Consider the following 15,594-nt stretch of genomic DNA (forward strand, 5'->3'; position numbering starts at 1 on the left):
GGCTGTGGAACGCCCCAGCCGGACATCACCTGGGAGGTGAGACCCATTACCGCTGTGTCAGCTCGGGTGCTCTCACCTCAAGGCAGCGAGTCGCTCCGCGGGAGGTACCGCGAGAGGTTGTCGGTTCGCTGCGGCGGGGTCGTGGCTGGTCGCGCAGTTCCCCGCGCCCCTTTGGACGCGGACACTGCCGGGCCCGCTTAGTCGACCGTGAGAGCGCCCTTCGGCTTCCGAAAGGCTCTTGGCTCCATGCCCCCCAGTTCTTCCAGCCCTTCCGCTTCTTCGGGTTCTTCCTCGTTCGACTCCTCCCCGGCCTCCGTCGCCGCCGTCCTGCGCGCGGCCGGCTGTGTCTTCGCCGAGGAGGAGGCACGGTTGCTGCTGTCCACCGCCCGCGATCCGGCGGAGGTGGCCGCGATGGTCGCCCGCCGCGCCTCGGGCCTGCCGCTCGAACACGTCCTCGGTTGGGCCGAGTTCAGCGGCCTGCGCATCGCCGTCGAGCCCGGAGTCTTCGTGCCGCGCCGACGTACCGAGTTCCTGGTGGCCGAGGCCCTCGCCCAGGCCCCGGACGCGTCCGTCGTCGTGGATCTGTGCTGCGGCTCGGGCGCGGTCGGCGCCGCGCTGGCCGCCGTACTCACCGGAGTCGAACTGCACGCCGCCGACATCGACCCCGTGGCCGTGCGCTGTGCCCACCGCAATGTCGCCGCGTACGGCGGCCAGGCCCACGAGGGCGACCTGTTCGACGCCCTGCCCACCGGCCTGCGAGGCCGGATCGGCATCCTCGCCGCCAACGTGCCCTACGTACCCACCGAGGAGGTCGGCCTGCTGCCCCCGGAAGCGCGCGACCACGAACCCCTGGTCGCCCTGGACGGCGGCGGCGACGGCCTCGACGTGCTGCGCCGGGTCGCCGCCGGGGCGCCGGAGTGGCTGGCCCCCGGCGGCTGCCTCCTGGTCGAGACGAGCGAACGCCAGGCGCCGACGGCGGTCGAGGCCTTCCAGGCCGGCGGCCTGGTCACACGGCTCGCGGTGTCCGAGGAGCTGTACGCGAACGTGGTGATCGGAGTCCGGCCCTAGGCGCAGGGCGGCCGGTGGCCGTCCGCGCGAGGGTGCTCGCACGGACGGCCACCGGCCGTTGGGTGGTCCCGGCTCAGAGCCGGTAGGGCTTCGAACGCCGGCGCAGTACCCAGGCCGTCGCCACGAGCCCGCACGCGACCAGCGCGCCGCCCGCCGCGAAGGTGACGGTGCCGTAGTCCTCGGCGGCGCCCCCGAGACCGCCCATGACGCCCCGGGTGGGGGAGGCCGTGGCGGAGATGGTGGGCGTCGAGGCGGTGCTGACGATGACGGCCTGGGAACCGGCGGTGTCGCCGTTCGCGCACCGCACGGTGACGGTGTACGTGCCGGTGCCGGCGTTGGACCAGACGGCGGACTGGCTGGTGCTCGTCCCCGAGAGCGTGACCACACGCCCGTCGGCGAAGGACCGCTGGCTGCTGTTGAGGAGCGAGGCGCTGCCGTAGCCGCTGCCGCTGCTGGTGGGGCACGCACTGGTGGTCACCGAGACCGTGGAGCCGCTCGTGCTCACGGAGATCCCGGCCGCCGAAGCTGTCGGGGCGGTCAGGGCGAGTGTGAGCACGGCGGCTGCCACGGCCGGGCCGGATCGGAGGAGGAGAGGAACGATTCGCATGTCGACTGCCCTTCGGCGGCACGGTTGGCGGTACGTCCCATGCGCCGCCGAGGGTCGGGGATCGCCCGTGCTGCCTCGGGGCCAGCCAAAGTGCTCCCGGCCCGGCCCGCACCTGGACGGCCACCGGGCAGGTGACGGATTCGTTCGTACGGCGGACCGCTGATGGGCTGTCAAGGTGATCCGGGCCCCGGCCCGGCGTCGTCGTCCTGCGCCCTACGGCGCCGTCACCGCGGTCCGCTCCGCCGAGAACCCGCCCCATGTCCCGTCCGGCAGCCGTGCCCTGATCCGCACCCGGTACGCGACCCCCGTGTCACGCCCCACGTAGAAGCTGTACGACGCCCGTTCGCGCGGAGCGGGCCCGCCCCACACGAGGGACGTGGCCGGACGCCCGTCGAGCTGGATCCCGTACTCCGTGATCACTCCGTCCGCACGCGGCGGAATCCAGGACAGGTCGAGGTAGTACGCCCCGTCCGTGCGGTGGGTCGCCGCACGGAAACCGGTGGGGGCGGTGGCGCGGCCGTCGTCGGTGCCGGGTGCGGTGGTGAGCCGTACGGGGGCGCCGGCGGGGGAGACGTTGTCGGCTGCGTCGCGGGCGCGGACGGTGAAGGTGTAACGGGTGCCCGGCCGCAGCCCGGTGACCACGGCCGTCGTCCGGTCCCCGCTGACGGTGTGGATTCTCGACCCGCCCTGGTAGACGTCGTACGAGACCACTCCCCGCTCGTCCGTCGACGCGCCCCAGGACAGCTGGACCGACCGGCTGCCGGTGGGCGTGCCCCGTGTGCGGCCGGGGCGGGTGGGGGCGGTGGCGTCCGCGGCGGACGCGGCGGGGGTCGTCGCCCGGACGTCCTCGCTGCGCGGCCCGTGGCGTCCGTCGGCGTTCCGCGCCCGCACGGTGAAGACGTACGCGGTGGACGGGGTCAGGCCGACGACGTCCACCATGTGCTCCGAGCCGGGCACCTCCTTCACCTTCGCCTTGCCGCGATACACCTCGTACGCGGCGACCTCGGGCCCGTCCGGCGCCCGGTTCCACATCACGTGCACGCTCGTCGCGCTGCCCGCGGCGGCCGTGACCCCGGCCGGAGCGGGCGGGAGGCGGCCGTCCGTGCCGCTCCCGTCCCCGCCCCAGGCGCAGGAGACGGTGAGCAGCAGCGCACCGCAGACGGACGTGACGTACCGGGCGACGCGTCGCACAGCTGCTCCCCCCTCCGGTCCTCCTGCGCTGTATTGGTCCGGACCAATATGGACCCGGTGGGGCGTGTGCATCAAGAGGGGTGCGGAGCCGCGGGGCGGTGCCGGGGCGCGTGGGCGCCTGAGCCGACACGGGCTCAGGCGCCCGGCCCCTGTCGGGAGTTCGGGGCGTGCACCGTACGGCCCCCTAACGGTGGCCGCGTGATCGGACCGGCACCAGATTGGACCGAGTGTCCGTCAGATCCCCCAGGAGAGGCCCCTATCGTGCGTGTCCAGACGCTGACGCTCGCCGTGGCCAGCGCCGCCCTGCTCGCCCCGACCACGCTGCCCGCCGCCGTCCACTCGAACGAGCCGGTGCGGTACGAGGGCGGCGTCCGGGCCTCCGACCTGCTGGCCAAGGTGCGTGACTGCGCTCCCGTGTCCAACGGTCACTACCGCAGCGACGCCGGAACCCGCGCGGACATCCCCGTCTGCGGCACCGAGGACGCCGTCTTCTGGAAGGCCGACATGGACATCGACTGCGACGGCCGGCCCGGTCCGCGGTGCAACGGGCGCACCGACCCGTACTTCGCCGACACCACCGCCTTCCAGCAGTCCGACGGCCGCTATCTGGACCCCGAACGACTGCCGTTCATCGTCGTCCCGATGGCCAGCAGCATCTGGAACTACCGCGACCACGGCATCCGGGGCGGCTCGGTCGCCGCCGTCGTCTACAAGGACCGCGTGCAGTACGCGGTCGTCGGCGACACCGGTCCGCAGGACATCATCGGCGAGGCGTCGTACGCCACCGCCGCGGCGCTGGGCATCAACCCCGACCCGCACGGCGGCGGAACAGCCTCCGGCGTCACGTACATCGTCTTCAAGAACTCCAGGGTGTCGCCGATCGAGAACCACGCGGCGGCGGTGGAGACGGGGGAGCGGCTGGCGAAACAGTTCGTCGGACCGACAGTCGAGAGCACCGAGAGCACCGAGAGCACCGAGAGCAGTGAGGGCTCTGAGGGCACCGAGAGTGGCGGGACCGTAGCCGGCGACTGAGCCGACCCGTTCCGGACGAGCCGTTCCGGGGGAGGGGCGGCGGGCCGGTCCGTGGACCGCTCCCGCCGCTTCCTCCCCCGCTCGCTCACACCTTGCGGTACGTGTACGCCTCCGCAGCCGCCGCCTCGACCGCCGCGAGATCGGCTCCCGTCGACGCCGTGACGACCGCGGCCACCGCGCCCTCGACGAACGGGGCGTCCACCAGGCGGGTGCCGTCCGGGAGTTCGTCGCCCTCCGCCAGGAGCGCCTTCACCGTGAGAACCGCGCTGCCCAGGTCCGTCAGAACGGCGACCCCGGCACCCCGGTCCACGGAACGGGCCGCCGCGGTGATCAAGTCGGCGCTCGTGCCCAGCCCGCCGGACTCGGTGCCGCCCGCCGCGGCGACGGGAACGGTAACCCCGCGGCCGACGAGCCCCCGGGCCAGGTCCGCCACCGCCGCGGCCACCGCCGCACTGTGCGACACCAGTACGATCCCGACCAGTCGCTCGCCCTTCTCGCCGCTCAGGACGGCCGCGTCACTCACCGGCGGTCTCCGCGAGAGTCGCGATCAACAGGGCCGCCGAGGTGGCCCCCGGGTCCTGGTGACCGATGCTGCGCTCGCCGAGGTAACTCGCTCTGCCCTTCCGGGCCTGCAGGGGCGTGGTCGCGAGGGCACCCTGTTCGGCGGCCGTGCGTGCGGCGGCGAACGATTCACCGAGGGCGTCCACCGCGGGTACGAGAGCGTCGATCATCGTCTTGTCGCCGGGTGTCGCCCCGCCGAGCGCCATCACCGCGTCCACCCCGACGCGCAGCGCGTCCGTGAACTGCTCCGCGCTCACCTCGGGCGCCTCGCCGAGAGCCTTGCCCGTACGGCGCAGCAACGTTCCGTACAGGGGGCCCGAGGCTCCGCCGACCGTCGAGATGAGCCGGCTTCCGGCGAGAACGAGGACGGCACCGGGAGTGTCCGGCACCTTCTCAGCCACGATGTCGGCCACGGCGTCGAAGCCGCGTCGCAGATTGCTGCCGTGGTCGGCGTCGCCGATCGGCGAGTCCAGATCGGTGAGCCGCTCGGCCTCGCGGCCGACGGACTCGGCCGTCGCCGTCATCCAGCGGCGGAAGAAGTCGGCGTCGAGCACTGGATCTCCTTGCGTGGTAGGTACGTTGGTCGCTGTCTCTCCCGGAGGGTGGTCCGGCCGCCCGGGCGATGACCGCCCCGCGCGTCCGGCGGGGTTCACATGCCCCAGCGCAGACCCGCCGTACGCACCGGCGCGTCCCACAGGCGCAGCAGTTCCTCGTCGATCTCACACAGGGTCACCGAGGCGCCGGCCATGTCGAGCGAGGTGACGTAGTTGCCGACGAGCGTGCGGGCCACGGCGACACCGCGCGCGGCCAGCACCCGGTGCACCTCGGCGTTGAACCCGTACAGCTCCAGCAGCGGCGTCGCGCCCATCCCGTTGACCAGGAGCAGCACGGGATTGCGCGGGTCGAGATCCTCCAGCACGGCTTCCACGGCGAAGTCGGCGATCTCGCCCGAGGTCATCATCGCCCGCCGCTCCCGGCCCGGTTCGCCGTGGATGCCGACGCCCAACTCCAGCTCGCCCGGCGGCAGATCGAAGGTGGGGCTGCCCTTCGCCGGGGTGGTGCAGGCGCCGAGTGCGACGCCGAAGCTGCGGGAGCTGTCGTTGACCCGCTGGGCGATGGAACGCACCTCCTCCAACGGGCGCCCCTCGTCCGCCGCGGCACCGGCGATCTTCTCCACGAACAGGGTGCCGCCCGTGCCGCGCCGCCCGGCCGTGTAGAGGCTGTCGGTGACGGCGACGTCGTCGTTGACGAGGACCCTCGCGACCTGGATGCCCTCGTCCTCGGCGAGTTCGGCCGCCATGTCGAAGTTGAGGACGTCGCCGGTGTAGTTCTTCACCACGAACAGGACACCCGCCCCGCTGTCCACGGCAGCCGCGGCCCGCACCATCTGGTCGGGCACGGGAGACGTGAACACCTCACCCGGGCAGGCCGCCGACAGCATCCCCGGCCCCACGAACCCGCCGTGCAGCGGCTCGTGCCCCGACCCGCCACCGGAGACGAGGGCCACTTTCCCGGCAACGGGCGCGTCCCGCCGTACGATCACCCGGTTCTCCACGTCGACGGTCAGCTCGGGATGGGCGGCTGCCATGCCCCGCAGCGCGTCCGCGACCACGGTCTCCGGAACGTTGATCAACATCTTCATGGGTACCTCCTGGTGAGACTGACAGATGGGCGCCCGTAGGACGTGTGACATCTGGTGCACTACTCACGGAAGTATCGACCTTGAGACAGCGAAGGTCACGCGCGCGTCGGGGGTGTGGTGAGCGGTCGATACTCTCCCGAGCATGACCCCGACAAGCGCACGTCCCCTGCACATCGGTTCGGCCCATGTGATCGTGACCGGCGGGTCGAGCGGTATCGGCCTGGCCACGGCCCGGCTGCTCGCGGAGCGGGGCGCCCGGATATCGCTGATCGCGCGGGGACGAGAGCGTCTGGAGGCGGCGGCGAACGAGCTGTCGGCCGCCGCGAGGACGGCCGACGTGGCTGATCAGACGGCCCTGACCCGGGCGATCAGGGAGCTGGAGGAGGAGCAGGGGCAGCCCTGCGACATCCTGGTCACGTCGGCGGGGCTCGCTCGGCCGGGGCACTTCCTGGAGCTGGCGGACGAGGTCTTCCGGGAGATGATCGAGGTCGACTACTTCGGCACGCTGTACGCCCTGCGGGCCGTGGTACCCGGCATGGTGGAGCGCGGGCGGGGCAGTGTGGTCGCGGTGTCGTCGGCGGCCGGTCTGATCGGGATCTTCGGTTACAGCGCGTACGGGCCGGCCAAGTTCGCCGTACGCGGACTGATGGAGTCGGTTCGGGCGGAGCTCGCACCGTGCGGAGTCCATGTCGGCGTGGTCTTCCCGCCGGACGTGGACACCCCGCAGCTCGCCGAGGAGAACCGGTGGAAGCCGGCGGAGAACCGGGCGGTCGGCGGGACGATCAAACCGCTGACCGCGGAGAAGGTCGCGGCGGCGATCGTCGCCGGCATCGACCGACGGCGCTTCGTGATCTGCCCGGACACGGGCACGCGAGCGCTGGCGCGGTTCGGCAGTGTGCTGCTGCCGCTGCTCAACCGGGAGTTCGACCGCAGGGTCAGGGCGGTCGGCAAGGCGAAGAAGCGGGCGTGAGACGAGGGTTCGGACCGAGGTGCCTCGGGGCGCGGTGCCGGGGGCTGTCGTATCTGCCGAGGTCTTACGGAGCTGTGACGCAATGGGCGTGGGGCTGCCGTGCGGTGCGTCCCTGCTCCTAGCGTTCCGGTCATGCGAGTACTGGTCACCGGCGGAGCCGGGTTCATCGGGAGTCATGTCGTCGAGGCGCTGACCGCGCGGGGGCACGAGGCGGTCGTGTTCGACCTGCGTGACGGCCCGGACGTGCGGGACGCCGGGGCGGTCGCCGCCGTACTGCCGGGTGTGGACGCAGTCTGCCATCAGGCCGCGATGGTGGGACTCGGGAAGGACTTCGGTGACGCGGCCGAGTACGTGTCGCACAACGACCTCGGCACGGCCGTGCTGCTCTCCGCCATGGCCGACGCGGGGGTGCGGCACCTCGTGCTGGCCGGGTCGATGGTCGTGTACGGCGAGGGCTCGTACACCTGCGAGCGGCATGGTGCGGTACGACCCGGCCCCCGGACCGTGGCCGATCTGGACGCGGGACGGTTCGAACCACGGTGCTCACGGTGCGGCGAAGGCCTGACACCGGGAACGGTCGGCGAGGACGCTCCGGTCGACCCCCGCAACGTGTACGCGACGACCAAGCTGGCCCAGGAGCATCTGGCGGCGGCGTGGGCCCGGTCGACGGGCGGCGCCGCGGTGTCGCTGCGGTACCACAACGTGTACGGGCCGGGCATGCCCCGCGACACCCCGTACGCCGGGGTCGCGTCCTTCTTCCGGTCTGCGCTCGCCCGGGGCGAGACCCCGCGCGTCTTCGAGGACGGCGGGCAGCGGCGGGACTTCGTGCATGTGCGGGACGTGGCCGCGGCCAACGTGGCAGCGCTGGAGGCCGAGGCCCGGGCCGGGGCGCTGGTCGCGTACAACACCGGCAGCGGGGAGCCCCACACGGTGGGGGAGATGGCGCAGACGCTGGCCTCCGCGTACGGCGGGCCCGAGCCCGTGGTGACCGGGGAGTACCGCCTGGGGGACGTACGCCACATCACGGCGGACTCGTCCCGCCTGCGGGCCGAGCTGGACTGGAAGGCCGAGGTCGGGTTCGCGGAGGGTGTGCGGGAATTCGCGAAGGCGAAGTTGCGTGGAGAGTAGTCGCCGCCCTCCCGCGTGCCCTGCTCCCGAATCGACGTCCGCGTTTCGTAAGGAGCGCGAGTCCGCTGTCTCCCTTTTGTCTTCGTAGGGTGAAAGTCGTGATGACCTCTCCTGAATCAGCATCAGCATCAGCATCAGAGCGAGAAGCGGTGACGGCCGCGGCGCCTGTCGACGTTGTCCTCCCCTGTCTGAACGAGGTTGAGGCCCTGCCCTGGGTGCTCGCCCGCATCCCGCCCACCTGGCGCGCGCTGGTGGTGGACAACGGATCCACGGACGGCTCGCCGGAGTTGGCCCGTGCCCTCGGCGCGACCGTCGTGCACGAGACCCGGCGCGGCTTCGGCGCCGCCTGCCATGCCGGGCTGGCGGCGGCCACCGCGGACATCGTGTGCTTCTGCGACTGCGACGCGTCACTCGACCCGTCCCTGCTCGAGCCCTTCGTGCGCGAGGTGAGCGAGGGTGCGGCCGACCTCGTGCTCGGGCGGCGCCGACCGCAGGGCCGAGGCGCCTGGCCCGCGCACGCCCGGATCGGCAACCTCGTGCTGGCACGGATGCTGCGTCGTCGCACGGGGCTGCGCCTGCACGACCTCGGCCCGCTCCGCGCCGGCCGCCGCCAACAACTGCTCGACCTGGCGCTCACGGACCGCCGCAGCGGTTACCCACTGCAGATGGTCGTCCGCGCCGCCGACTCCGGCTGGCGCGTCGTCGAGCACGACGTGCCGTACCTGCCGCGCACCGGTGACTCCAAGGTCACCGGTACCTGGCGTGGCACCTGGCAGGCGGTACGGGACATGGGCCGGGTCCTGTCCGAACCACCGCCGCCGGGGGGCGGGAATGCCGCCGTCCCACTCCCCGTACTCCCAGGAGGAACCGCTCAGTGACCACCCTTCTCGTCATCGCCAAGGAACCGCGGCCGGGCCGGGTCAAGACCCGGCTCACCCCGCCGTTCACGCCCCGGGAAGCGGCCGCGCTCGCCGAGGCGGCGCTCGTGGACACCCTGCGGACGGTGGCGGCCACCCCCGCCCGGCGTCGTGTGCTGGTGCTCGACGGCGCTCCGGGTCCCTGGCTGCCGCCCGGCTTCGACGTCGTCCCGCAGTGCGCGGGAGGTCTGGACGAGCGGCTGGCCGCCGCCTTCGCCGGCTGCGACGGGCCCGCGCTGCTCATCGGCATGGACACCCCCCAGGTGACGCCGACACTGCTCAGCGTGGACTTCGCCGACTGCGACGCATATTTCGGCCCGGCCGAGGACGGCGGTTTCTGGGCGTTGGGTCTGGCCCGGCCCGACCCCGAACTGCTGCGCGGTGTGCCGATGTCGACGCCCACGACAGGTGCCGTGCAGCATGAGCGGCTCGTCATGGCGGGTCTGCGCGTGCGTGTGCTGCCGTGCCTCCGGGACGTGGACACCGCCCGCGACGCGGAGGCCGTCGCCGCCTCGGCCCCCGGAAGCCGGTTCGCCGCTGAGCTGGGGCGTCTCGGAGCGGTCGCCGGTCGATGAGCACCGCGCACGAGATCACGTCGCCGAGGACGATCGGCTCGGACCGTCCCGCGTCCGTCGCGTCCCCCGGCATTCCGCTCCCCTGGGCCGCCGACCCGTACTCCGAGGCCCTGGCCACCGGTGGCGGGCCGCTCTTCCTCCGTCGCGCCGACGGATGGCTGCTGCCGCTGGAAGTGGAACGCTGGTGCGCCAGGGCCGACGCGGCGGACATGAACGTCCTGGAGCACTGTGAAGGGGCCGTACTCGATGTGGGATGCGGGCCTGGGCGGCTCGTCGCCGAACTCGCGTCCCGGGGCCTGCCCGCGCTCGGCATCGACGTCAGCGAAGCTGCCGTCGCCCGCACCGTGCGGCTCGGCGGCCAGGCGCTGCAACGCTCGGTCTTCGAACCGCTCCCCGCCGAAGGGCGCTGGGACACCGTCCTTCTCATCGACGGCAACATCGGCATCGGCGGCGACCCGAGCGCCCTCCTGCGGCGGATGTCCCAACTCCTCCGTCAGGGCGGCCTCCTGATCACCGAGACCGTCCCCGACAGTGAGGTCGACGAACGCGTAACCGTCAACGTCGTCCGCATCACCGCCGACGCTTGCGGGTCCGTCGGCCCGCCCTTCCCCTGGGCCCGCCTCGGCACCCCGGCGCTGCTCCGGACCGCGACGCACGCCGGCTGGCGCCCAGCGGGTCAGTGGACGACCGGCGGCCGGTCCTTCGTCGCCCTGCGCAACCGCGCCGACCGCAGCACGAGGGCCACCGCCGAGCCGCCGAACAGCACCGCCGTGATCAGCAGCCAGCGGGACAGGAACCCGTCGCCGGACAGGGTGGTGGCAGACCGGTAGCGGTCCGCCACCTGCCCGCTGATCAGCGGAAACCAGATCAGCAGCAGAAGGCCGGAGAACGCCGCCGGGACGCGTACGAAGACGGTCCACTCCCGGCGGCCGAGCACGCCCAGAGCCCGGGTGACGACCCGGTCCACGCCTGCGTACAGAGGCACCAGCACCAGGTCGTGCACCAGCGCCGCGCCCACGAACCACAACGCGACCGAGAACCAGTCGTCCGCGAACAGTCGCACGCCCGCATACCCGGCGAGCGCGAACGAACAGGCCAGAAGCAGGAGTTGGAAGGGACTCCCCACGTACAGGCGCACCGGAAGCCGTCGCATCACAGGTCGTCGCATCACAGGTCTCCGAACGTCATCCGTGCCACCCACTTGGTGTTGAGCACCCCGGGCGCCGCGGGGACGATGATCCGCGCCGGGTAGCCGTGGTCCGGGGTCAGGGGCGCGCCGTTGACGTAGAGAGCCAGCAGGGAACGCGGGTCGCGCACCTGGTTGTCGCGCAGGGCGGCCCGCCGGAACGCCCCGTGCCGCTGGAGCGACTCCACCAGTACGTCGGGCGGCGCGTCGCTCTCGTAGCCGACGAGCGCCGCCAGATCCCGTAGGCGTACGCCCCGCCACGACTGGTCGGAGGTCGACCAGCCCTCCACGCAGGCGATGGGCAACGCGGCGCTGTGCAAAGGGAGTTGCAACAGTTCTGGCCGACTCAGCCGGACTGTCCGTCCGTGCCCCTCGACGACCAGCCGCCATGCCTCGTCACTCGTCTCCGTAATACTGATCCCACGCGACGCCGCCGTCTTGTTGATCTGGAAGCCGCCGGTGCCCGAACCCGGCTCGGGGCCACCGTGCGGCGCGAGCAGAGCGGTTTCCCGCAGTGGTCCGTCGAAGCTCCGGCCCGCCGTCGTGACCAGTAGGAGCAGGGAGCCGCCGCCGACGAATCCGAGGGCGCCGCGACGGGAGAAGGTGGGCGGGGCCGGGGTCGGGGAGACGAGTTCGCTCTCCTCCTCGCGCAGATGGCGCAGATTGCGCAGCGCCGCCGGCACTCGCAGCACCGCGTGCGTCACGAACGCCGCGAAGAACACCCAGGCCCCGTAGAAGTGCAACGGATAGAAGGAGCCGGGGAAGAGGTAGTCGAGCTGGACGTTCAGCACGCCTGTGGTCAACTCGAACAGCGCGCCCCCGACCAGCAGAAGCAGCGAGATCCGCTCCAGCGCGTGTGCGAGCGACCGCACGGGCGGGAGGGCGAACAGCCGGGGCAGGACCGACCACAGCTTCGCCAGCAGTACGGGGATCAGAGCGATGCCGAGGGTGACGTGGACGCCCTGGGTGAGCCGGTAGAGCCAGGGCGGGTCGGTCGGCCAGGCGAAGAGGTAGAAACCCAGCAGACCCTTGTCCGGGGTCTTGTCGTTCACCGGCGACAGGCCCGGGTTGTAGGCGGCGTACGACACCAGGCCCGTCACGAAGAGCACCGTGATCCCGCCGAGCAGCACGATGCCGAGCACGGACGTGAACCATGGGCCGCGCAGCGGACTGCGCCAGAAACCGGGGGAGGTGGGGAGGAGTTGGTCGGGCATGGTCCGACCGTAGGCCGGGACGGGCCGGGGGCAGGGCCCGCAACTCATGACGAAACGCTGACGTCCTGGCTCGCCGGAACCCTGTCCGGCCCTCCCCGGCCTAGCGTGCCGGTGTGAACCGCGATCATCTCCGCGACCTGTCCGCGGTCCTGACCGCAGCGCTGCTCGTCACGACGGCCGCTGTGATCGGCACCGCCATCGAGCACCGTCATGGAACCCTTCATGTCAGTTGGCCACCCCTGTACGGTTACTGGGAGCCGCACGTCGGTCCCGGCACCCCCGCCGCGATCGTCGTCGCCGTCACCGTCGTCGCGTACGGGCCGCTCCTTGCCGCCCGGCTGCCCTGGCGCGCACTGCTGGTCACCGCTTGCGGCACCGCCACGGCGTGGACGTTCTCGCTTGCCATGGTCGACGGATGGCAGCGCGGCATCGTCCGGCGGCTGACGACCAGGTACGAGTACCTCCAGGTCATCGACCCCGTCAACCGCTTCCACGACATCCCCGCCGTCCTGCGCGACTTCACCCACCACATCCTGTTCCACTCACCCGACGCCTGGCCCCCGCACGTCGCCGGGCATCCTCCCGGGGCCACCCTCACGTTCGTCCTCCTCGACCGGATCGGGCTGGGCGGCGGGGCCTGGGCGGGCGTCTGGTGCATCACCGTCGGGGCGACAGCGGCGGTGGCGGTCCTCGTCACCGTGCGCGCGCTGTGCGGGGAGGCGCTCGCCCGCCGGGCCGCGCCCTTCCTGGTCCTGGCCCCGGCGGCCGTGTGGATGGGCACCTCGGCGGACGGGTACTTCGCGGCGGTCGCCGCCTGGGCCGTCGCCTTCCTCGCCCTCGCCCTCGCGGTCACCGGACACCGGCCACGGTCGTCGGGCCTGGCCTCCGGGCTCCTCTTCGGGCTCACCGCGTATCTCTCCTACGGGCTGACACTGTTCGCGGTGATCGTCGGCGTCGTCGTGCTGCTCGGCTCCCGACGGCTGCGCCCACTCGCGTACGCCCTCGCCGGACTCGTGGTCGTCCCGGCCGCGTTCACGTTCGCCGGTTTCAACTGGTGGGAGGCGTACCACCTGCTCGTCACGCGCTACTACCAGGGAGCCGGCGGTGTCCGCCCGTACGGCTACTGGGTGTGGGCGAACCTCGCGTGCACGGTTCTGGTGGTGGGTCCGGCGACGGTCGCAGGCCTGCGGCGGGCCGGCGCGGCTCCGGTCCGCGAGGGCTTCCGCGGTCGCCTGCGCACGATCGCCGACGCCCCGGAATCCCGGCTCGCCCTGCTCGTGTTCGCCGCGCTGCTCGCCCTGCTCACCGCCGACCTCTCGGGCATGAGCAAGGCGGAGACAGAGCGCATCTGGCTGCCGTTCGCCCTGTGGCTCCTCCCGGCCTGCGCGTTCCTGACCCGGCCCCGCGCCTGGCTCACCGCGCAGGCCGCTCTCGCCCTGCTCCTCAACCACCTGCTGCTGACGGGGTGGTGACGACCGAAGGCAGGGCTCCCCTTCGAGCCGCCACGGACGGACAGCGGTGCCAGGTTCTTACGAAACGCGGACGTCGGGCCGGCCGCGCCGCACCGAAGTGAGGCTGGTGGGAAGCTGGGGTGCATGCAGCAGCCGCATGAATCCGCAGGTTCCGAGCTTGCTCCCCGTGGGCGGGGAGGCGCGATGCGCGTCCTCGTCGTGGATGACGACCCAACGGTCGCCGAGGTCGTCTCCGGCTATCTCGACCGAGCCGGGTACGACGTGGAACGAGCCGGTGACGGGCCCTCCGCACTTGTGCGGGCCGCCGCGAACCGACCGGACCTGGTGGTGCTCGACCTGATGCTTCCCGGCATGGACGGCCTGGAGGTGTGCCGCCGGATCCGGGCCCGTGGACCCGTGCCGGTCATCATGCTCACCGCCCGCGGCGACGAGGGCGACCGGATCCTGGGCCTCGAAGTGGGCGCCGACGACTACGTCACGAAGCCCTTCAGCCCCCGTGAGCTGGTGCTGCGCGTCGAGTCGGTACTGCGCCGGTCGCGGCCCACCGCGGCGACCCACCCGGTGCACGGGGCAGGCATCACCGTCGACCCGGCCGCCCGCCGCGCCACCAAGAACGGCGTCGAACTCAGTCTCACGCTGCGTGAGTTCGATCTCCTCGTCTTCCTCCTGCGCAACCACGGCCGCGCCTACAGCCGCGAAGAACTGATGCGTGAGGTGTGGGGCTGGGACTTCGGCGACCTGTCCACCGTCACCGTCCATGTCCGTCGACTGCGCGGCAAGGTGGAGGACGACCCGGCCAGCCCGCAGCTCATCCAGACGGTATGGGGAGTGGGCTACCGCTTCGATGCCACTCCGTTCGAGGAGGCGGTGTGACCACCCGCGACCTTCTGCTGATCGCCCTGTTCGCCTTTCTCGGCGCCGTCGCGGCCGGGCTGCTCGGGGCCGGTGTCCTGTGGTTGATCCGGCGACGCTCGCTGACCACCTCCCTCGCCGTGGTCGCGGCCGTGGCCGTGACGGCCATGCTCGCGGGCACGCTGGCCGTGGCGAGGGCCATGTTCCTGTCCACGCACGATCTGACCGTCGTCACCATGGTCGTCGCGATGGCGGCAGTCGTCTCCCTGGCCGTCGCACTGCTGCTCGGCCGCTGGGTCGTCGCCGGCAGCAACGCGCTCACCGCGGCTGCCCGCTCCTTCGGCGACGGCGGCCATTTCGCGGCTCCCGACGGGTCGTCCACCGCCGAACTCGCCGCCCTGAGCCGGGAGTTGGCCAGTACCAGTGCGAAGCTCGCCACATCCCGCGACCGTGAGCGCGCCCTGGAGACATCGAGACGCGAACTGGTCGCGTGGATCTCGCACGACCTGCGCACCCCACTCGCCGGGCTGCGCGCCATGTCCGAGGCACTGGAGGACGGCGTCGCCGCCGAACCCGAGCGCTACCTCCGCCAGATGCGCACGGAGGTCGAGCGTCTCAACGACATGGTGGGGGACCTGTTCGAGCTCTCCCGCATCCACGCCGGGGCGCTCGCCCTGTCTCCTTCGCGCATCTCCATGTACGACCTTGTCGGCGACGCCCTCGCGGGAGCGGACGCGCTCGCCCGGGAGCACGGTGTGTGGCTGATCGGCGATCGCATCGAACCGGTGCCGGTCGAGGTCGACGGCAAGGAGATGAGCAGGGTGTTGAGCAACCTGCTGGTCAACGCGATCCGCCGGACACCCTCGGACGGTACGGTCGCCGTCGCCGCCGAGCGTTCCCCCGACGGTGTCGTCGTGTCCGTCACCGACGGTTGCGGTGGCATCCCGGACGAGGACCTGCCGCGTGTCTTCGACACCGGCTGGCGCGGCACGCACGCCCGCACCCCTCCGGCCGGTGCCGGTCTCGGTCTCGCCATCGTCCGAGGCATCGTCGAGGCACACCGCGGCCAGGCCGCCGTACGCAATGTGCCCGGCGGCTGTCGCTTCGAGGTGACTCTTCCCCTGGCCGAGGCCTGACCGAGGACCCGCCAGCTGTGGAAAGTACTGTCCGGCTGCTCAG

Annotated in this window: 16 protein-coding genes; 10 read left to right on the plus strand and 6 right to left on the minus strand. The window is 72.2% G+C overall.

What is annotated here, in order from left to right:
• Positions 1–246 precede the first annotated feature (246 nt).
• Entirely contained in the window at positions 247–1,068 is an 822-nt protein-coding gene (locus G3I71_RS37730) for a putative protein N(5)-glutamine methyltransferase (protein WP_164322135.1), read from the plus strand.
• A gap of 73 nt (positions 1,069–1,141) precedes the next feature.
• Here G3I71_RS37730 and G3I71_RS37735 read toward each other — a convergent pair whose 3' ends face one another.
• Positions 1,142–1,675 carry a hypothetical protein gene (locus G3I71_RS37735; RefSeq protein WP_164322137.1) on the minus strand — a complete coding sequence of 178 codons (534 nt, stop codon included), beginning with the start codon at positions 1,673–1,675 and terminating at the stop codon, positions 1,142–1,144.
• Positions 1,676–1,888: 213 nt separating this feature from the next.
• Positions 1,889–2,866 carry a fibronectin type III domain-containing protein gene (locus tag G3I71_RS37740; protein ID WP_343243186.1) on the minus strand — a complete coding sequence of 326 codons (978 nt, stop codon included), beginning with the start codon at positions 2,864–2,866 and terminating at the stop codon, positions 1,889–1,891.
• A gap of 261 nt (positions 2,867–3,127) precedes the next feature.
• On the opposite strand from G3I71_RS37740, the gene G3I71_RS37745 reads away from it, so the two are divergent.
• Entirely contained in the window at positions 3,128–3,898 is a 771-nt protein-coding gene (locus G3I71_RS37745) for a glycoside hydrolase family 75 protein (RefSeq protein ID WP_164322141.1), read from the plus strand.
• An 85-nt stretch (positions 3,899–3,983) separates the two neighbouring features.
• Here G3I71_RS37745 and G3I71_RS37750 read toward each other — a convergent pair whose 3' ends face one another.
• The 3 genes from G3I71_RS37750 to dhaK all read right to left on the minus strand — a co-directional run bounded on the left by G3I71_RS37750 (position 3,984) and on the right by dhaK (position 6,101).
• Positions 3,984–4,421, minus strand: coding sequence for a PTS fructose transporter subunit IIA (locus G3I71_RS37750; RefSeq protein ID WP_343243187.1), 438 nt, complete (start codon positions 4,419–4,421; stop codon positions 3,984–3,986).
• Positions 4,414–5,013 carry a dihydroxyacetone kinase subunit DhaL gene (gene dhaL / locus G3I71_RS37755; protein ID WP_164322143.1) on the minus strand — a complete coding sequence of 200 codons (600 nt, stop codon included), beginning with the start codon at positions 5,011–5,013 and terminating at the stop codon, positions 4,414–4,416. The genes G3I71_RS37750 and dhaL overlap by 8 nt, the downstream gene beginning before the upstream one ends.
• A gap of 95 nt (positions 5,014–5,108) precedes the next feature.
• The gene (dhaK, locus tag G3I71_RS37760; RefSeq protein WP_164322145.1) at positions 5,109–6,101 is read right to left on the minus strand and encodes a dihydroxyacetone kinase subunit DhaK; all 993 of its coding nucleotides are present in this window, start codon (positions 6,099–6,101) and stop codon (positions 5,109–5,111) included.
• Positions 6,102–6,243: 142 nt separating this feature from the next.
• Between dhaK and G3I71_RS37765 the strand changes: the two genes are divergently transcribed.
• The 5 genes from G3I71_RS37765 to G3I71_RS52800 all read left to right on the plus strand — a co-directional run bounded on the left by G3I71_RS37765 (position 6,244) and on the right by G3I71_RS52800 (position 10,521).
• A complete protein-coding gene (locus tag G3I71_RS37765) occupies positions 6,244–7,071 on the plus strand; it encodes an SDR family oxidoreductase (protein ID WP_164322147.1) in 828 nt (275 codons plus the stop codon).
• A 132-nt stretch (positions 7,072–7,203) separates the two neighbouring features.
• Positions 7,204–8,199 (plus strand): NAD(P)-dependent oxidoreductase, encoded by a 996-nt coding sequence (locus G3I71_RS37770; protein ID WP_164322149.1) that lies wholly within the window; start codon positions 7,204–7,206, stop codon positions 8,197–8,199.
• A gap of 101 nt (positions 8,200–8,300) precedes the next feature.
• Complete coding sequence (locus G3I71_RS37775; protein WP_164322203.1) at positions 8,301–9,077, plus strand: glycosyltransferase family 2 protein; 777 nt, start codon at positions 8,301–8,303, stop codon at positions 9,075–9,077.
• Entirely contained in the window at positions 9,074–9,691 is a 618-nt protein-coding gene (locus G3I71_RS37780; RefSeq protein ID WP_164322151.1) for a DUF2064 domain-containing protein, read from the plus strand. The genes G3I71_RS37775 and G3I71_RS37780 overlap by 4 nt, the downstream gene beginning before the upstream one ends.
• Positions 9,688–10,521 carry a class I SAM-dependent methyltransferase gene (locus G3I71_RS52800; protein ID WP_164322153.1) on the plus strand — a complete coding sequence of 278 codons (834 nt, stop codon included), beginning with the start codon at positions 9,688–9,690 and terminating at the stop codon, positions 10,519–10,521. Before G3I71_RS37780 ends, G3I71_RS52800 begins: the two co-directional genes overlap by 4 nt.
• Before the next feature lie 337 nt (positions 10,522–10,858).
• On the opposite strand, the gene G3I71_RS37790 is transcribed toward G3I71_RS52800, so the two are convergent.
• Complete coding sequence (locus tag G3I71_RS37790) at positions 10,859–12,091, minus strand: molybdopterin-dependent oxidoreductase (RefSeq protein WP_164322155.1); 1,233 nt, start codon at positions 12,089–12,091, stop codon at positions 10,859–10,861.
• 113 nt (positions 12,092–12,204) lie between these two features.
• Here G3I71_RS37790 and G3I71_RS37795 point away from each other — a divergent pair, with 113 nt between their 5' ends.
• The 3 genes from G3I71_RS37795 (at position 12,205) to G3I71_RS37805 (ending at position 15,551) form a co-directional block, all read left to right on the plus strand.
• Positions 12,205–13,563, plus strand: a complete 1,359-nt coding sequence (locus tag G3I71_RS37795; protein ID WP_164322157.1) for a hypothetical protein — start codon at positions 12,205–12,207, stop codon at positions 13,561–13,563.
• Between the two features lie 183 nt (positions 13,564–13,746).
• Positions 13,747–14,436 (plus strand): response regulator transcription factor, encoded by a 690-nt coding sequence (locus G3I71_RS37800; RefSeq protein ID WP_164322159.1) that lies wholly within the window; start codon positions 13,747–13,749, stop codon positions 14,434–14,436.
• The gene (locus G3I71_RS37805) at positions 14,433–15,551 is read left to right on the plus strand and encodes a HAMP domain-containing sensor histidine kinase (protein WP_343243188.1); all 1,119 of its coding nucleotides are present in this window, start codon (positions 14,433–14,435) and stop codon (positions 15,549–15,551) included. The genes G3I71_RS37800 and G3I71_RS37805 overlap by 4 nt, the downstream gene beginning before the upstream one ends.
• Positions 15,552–15,594 lie beyond the last annotated feature (43 nt).

It is taken from the genome of Streptomyces sp. SID12501 (assembly GCF_010550245.1).
Lineage (GTDB): Bacteria > Actinomycetota > Actinomycetes > Streptomycetales > Streptomycetaceae > Streptomyces.

Excerpts from the sequence above, each read along its gene's own strand:
- G3I71_RS37735 (WP_164322137.1), bottom strand. The coding sequence starts at position 1,675 with ATGCGAATCGTTCCTCTCCTCCTCCGATCCGGCCCGGCCGTGGCAGCC.
- G3I71_RS37775 (WP_164322203.1), top strand. The coding sequence starts at position 8,301 with ATGACCTCTCCTGAATCAGCATCAGCATCAGCATCAGAGCGAGAAGCG.
- G3I71_RS37765 (WP_164322147.1), top strand. The coding sequence starts at position 6,244 with ATGACCCCGACAAGCGCACGTCCCCTGCACATCGGTTCGGCCCATGTG.
- dhaK (WP_164322145.1), bottom strand. The coding sequence starts at position 6,101 with ATGAAGATGTTGATCAACGTTCCGGAGACCGTGGTCGCGGACGCGCTG.
- G3I71_RS37770 (WP_164322149.1), top strand. The coding sequence starts at position 7,204 with ATGCGAGTACTGGTCACCGGCGGAGCCGGGTTCATCGGGAGTCATGTC.
- G3I71_RS37800 (WP_164322159.1), top strand. The coding sequence starts at position 13,747 with ATGCGCGTCCTCGTCGTGGATGACGACCCAACGGTCGCCGAGGTCGTC.
- G3I71_RS37730 (WP_164322135.1), top strand. The coding sequence starts at position 247 with ATGCCCCCCAGTTCTTCCAGCCCTTCCGCTTCTTCGGGTTCTTCCTCG.
- G3I71_RS37790 (WP_164322155.1), bottom strand. The coding sequence starts at position 12,091 with ATGCCCGACCAACTCCTCCCCACCTCCCCCGGTTTCTGGCGCAGTCCG.
- G3I71_RS52800 (WP_164322153.1), top strand. The coding sequence starts at position 9,688 with ATGAGCACCGCGCACGAGATCACGTCGCCGAGGACGATCGGCTCGGAC.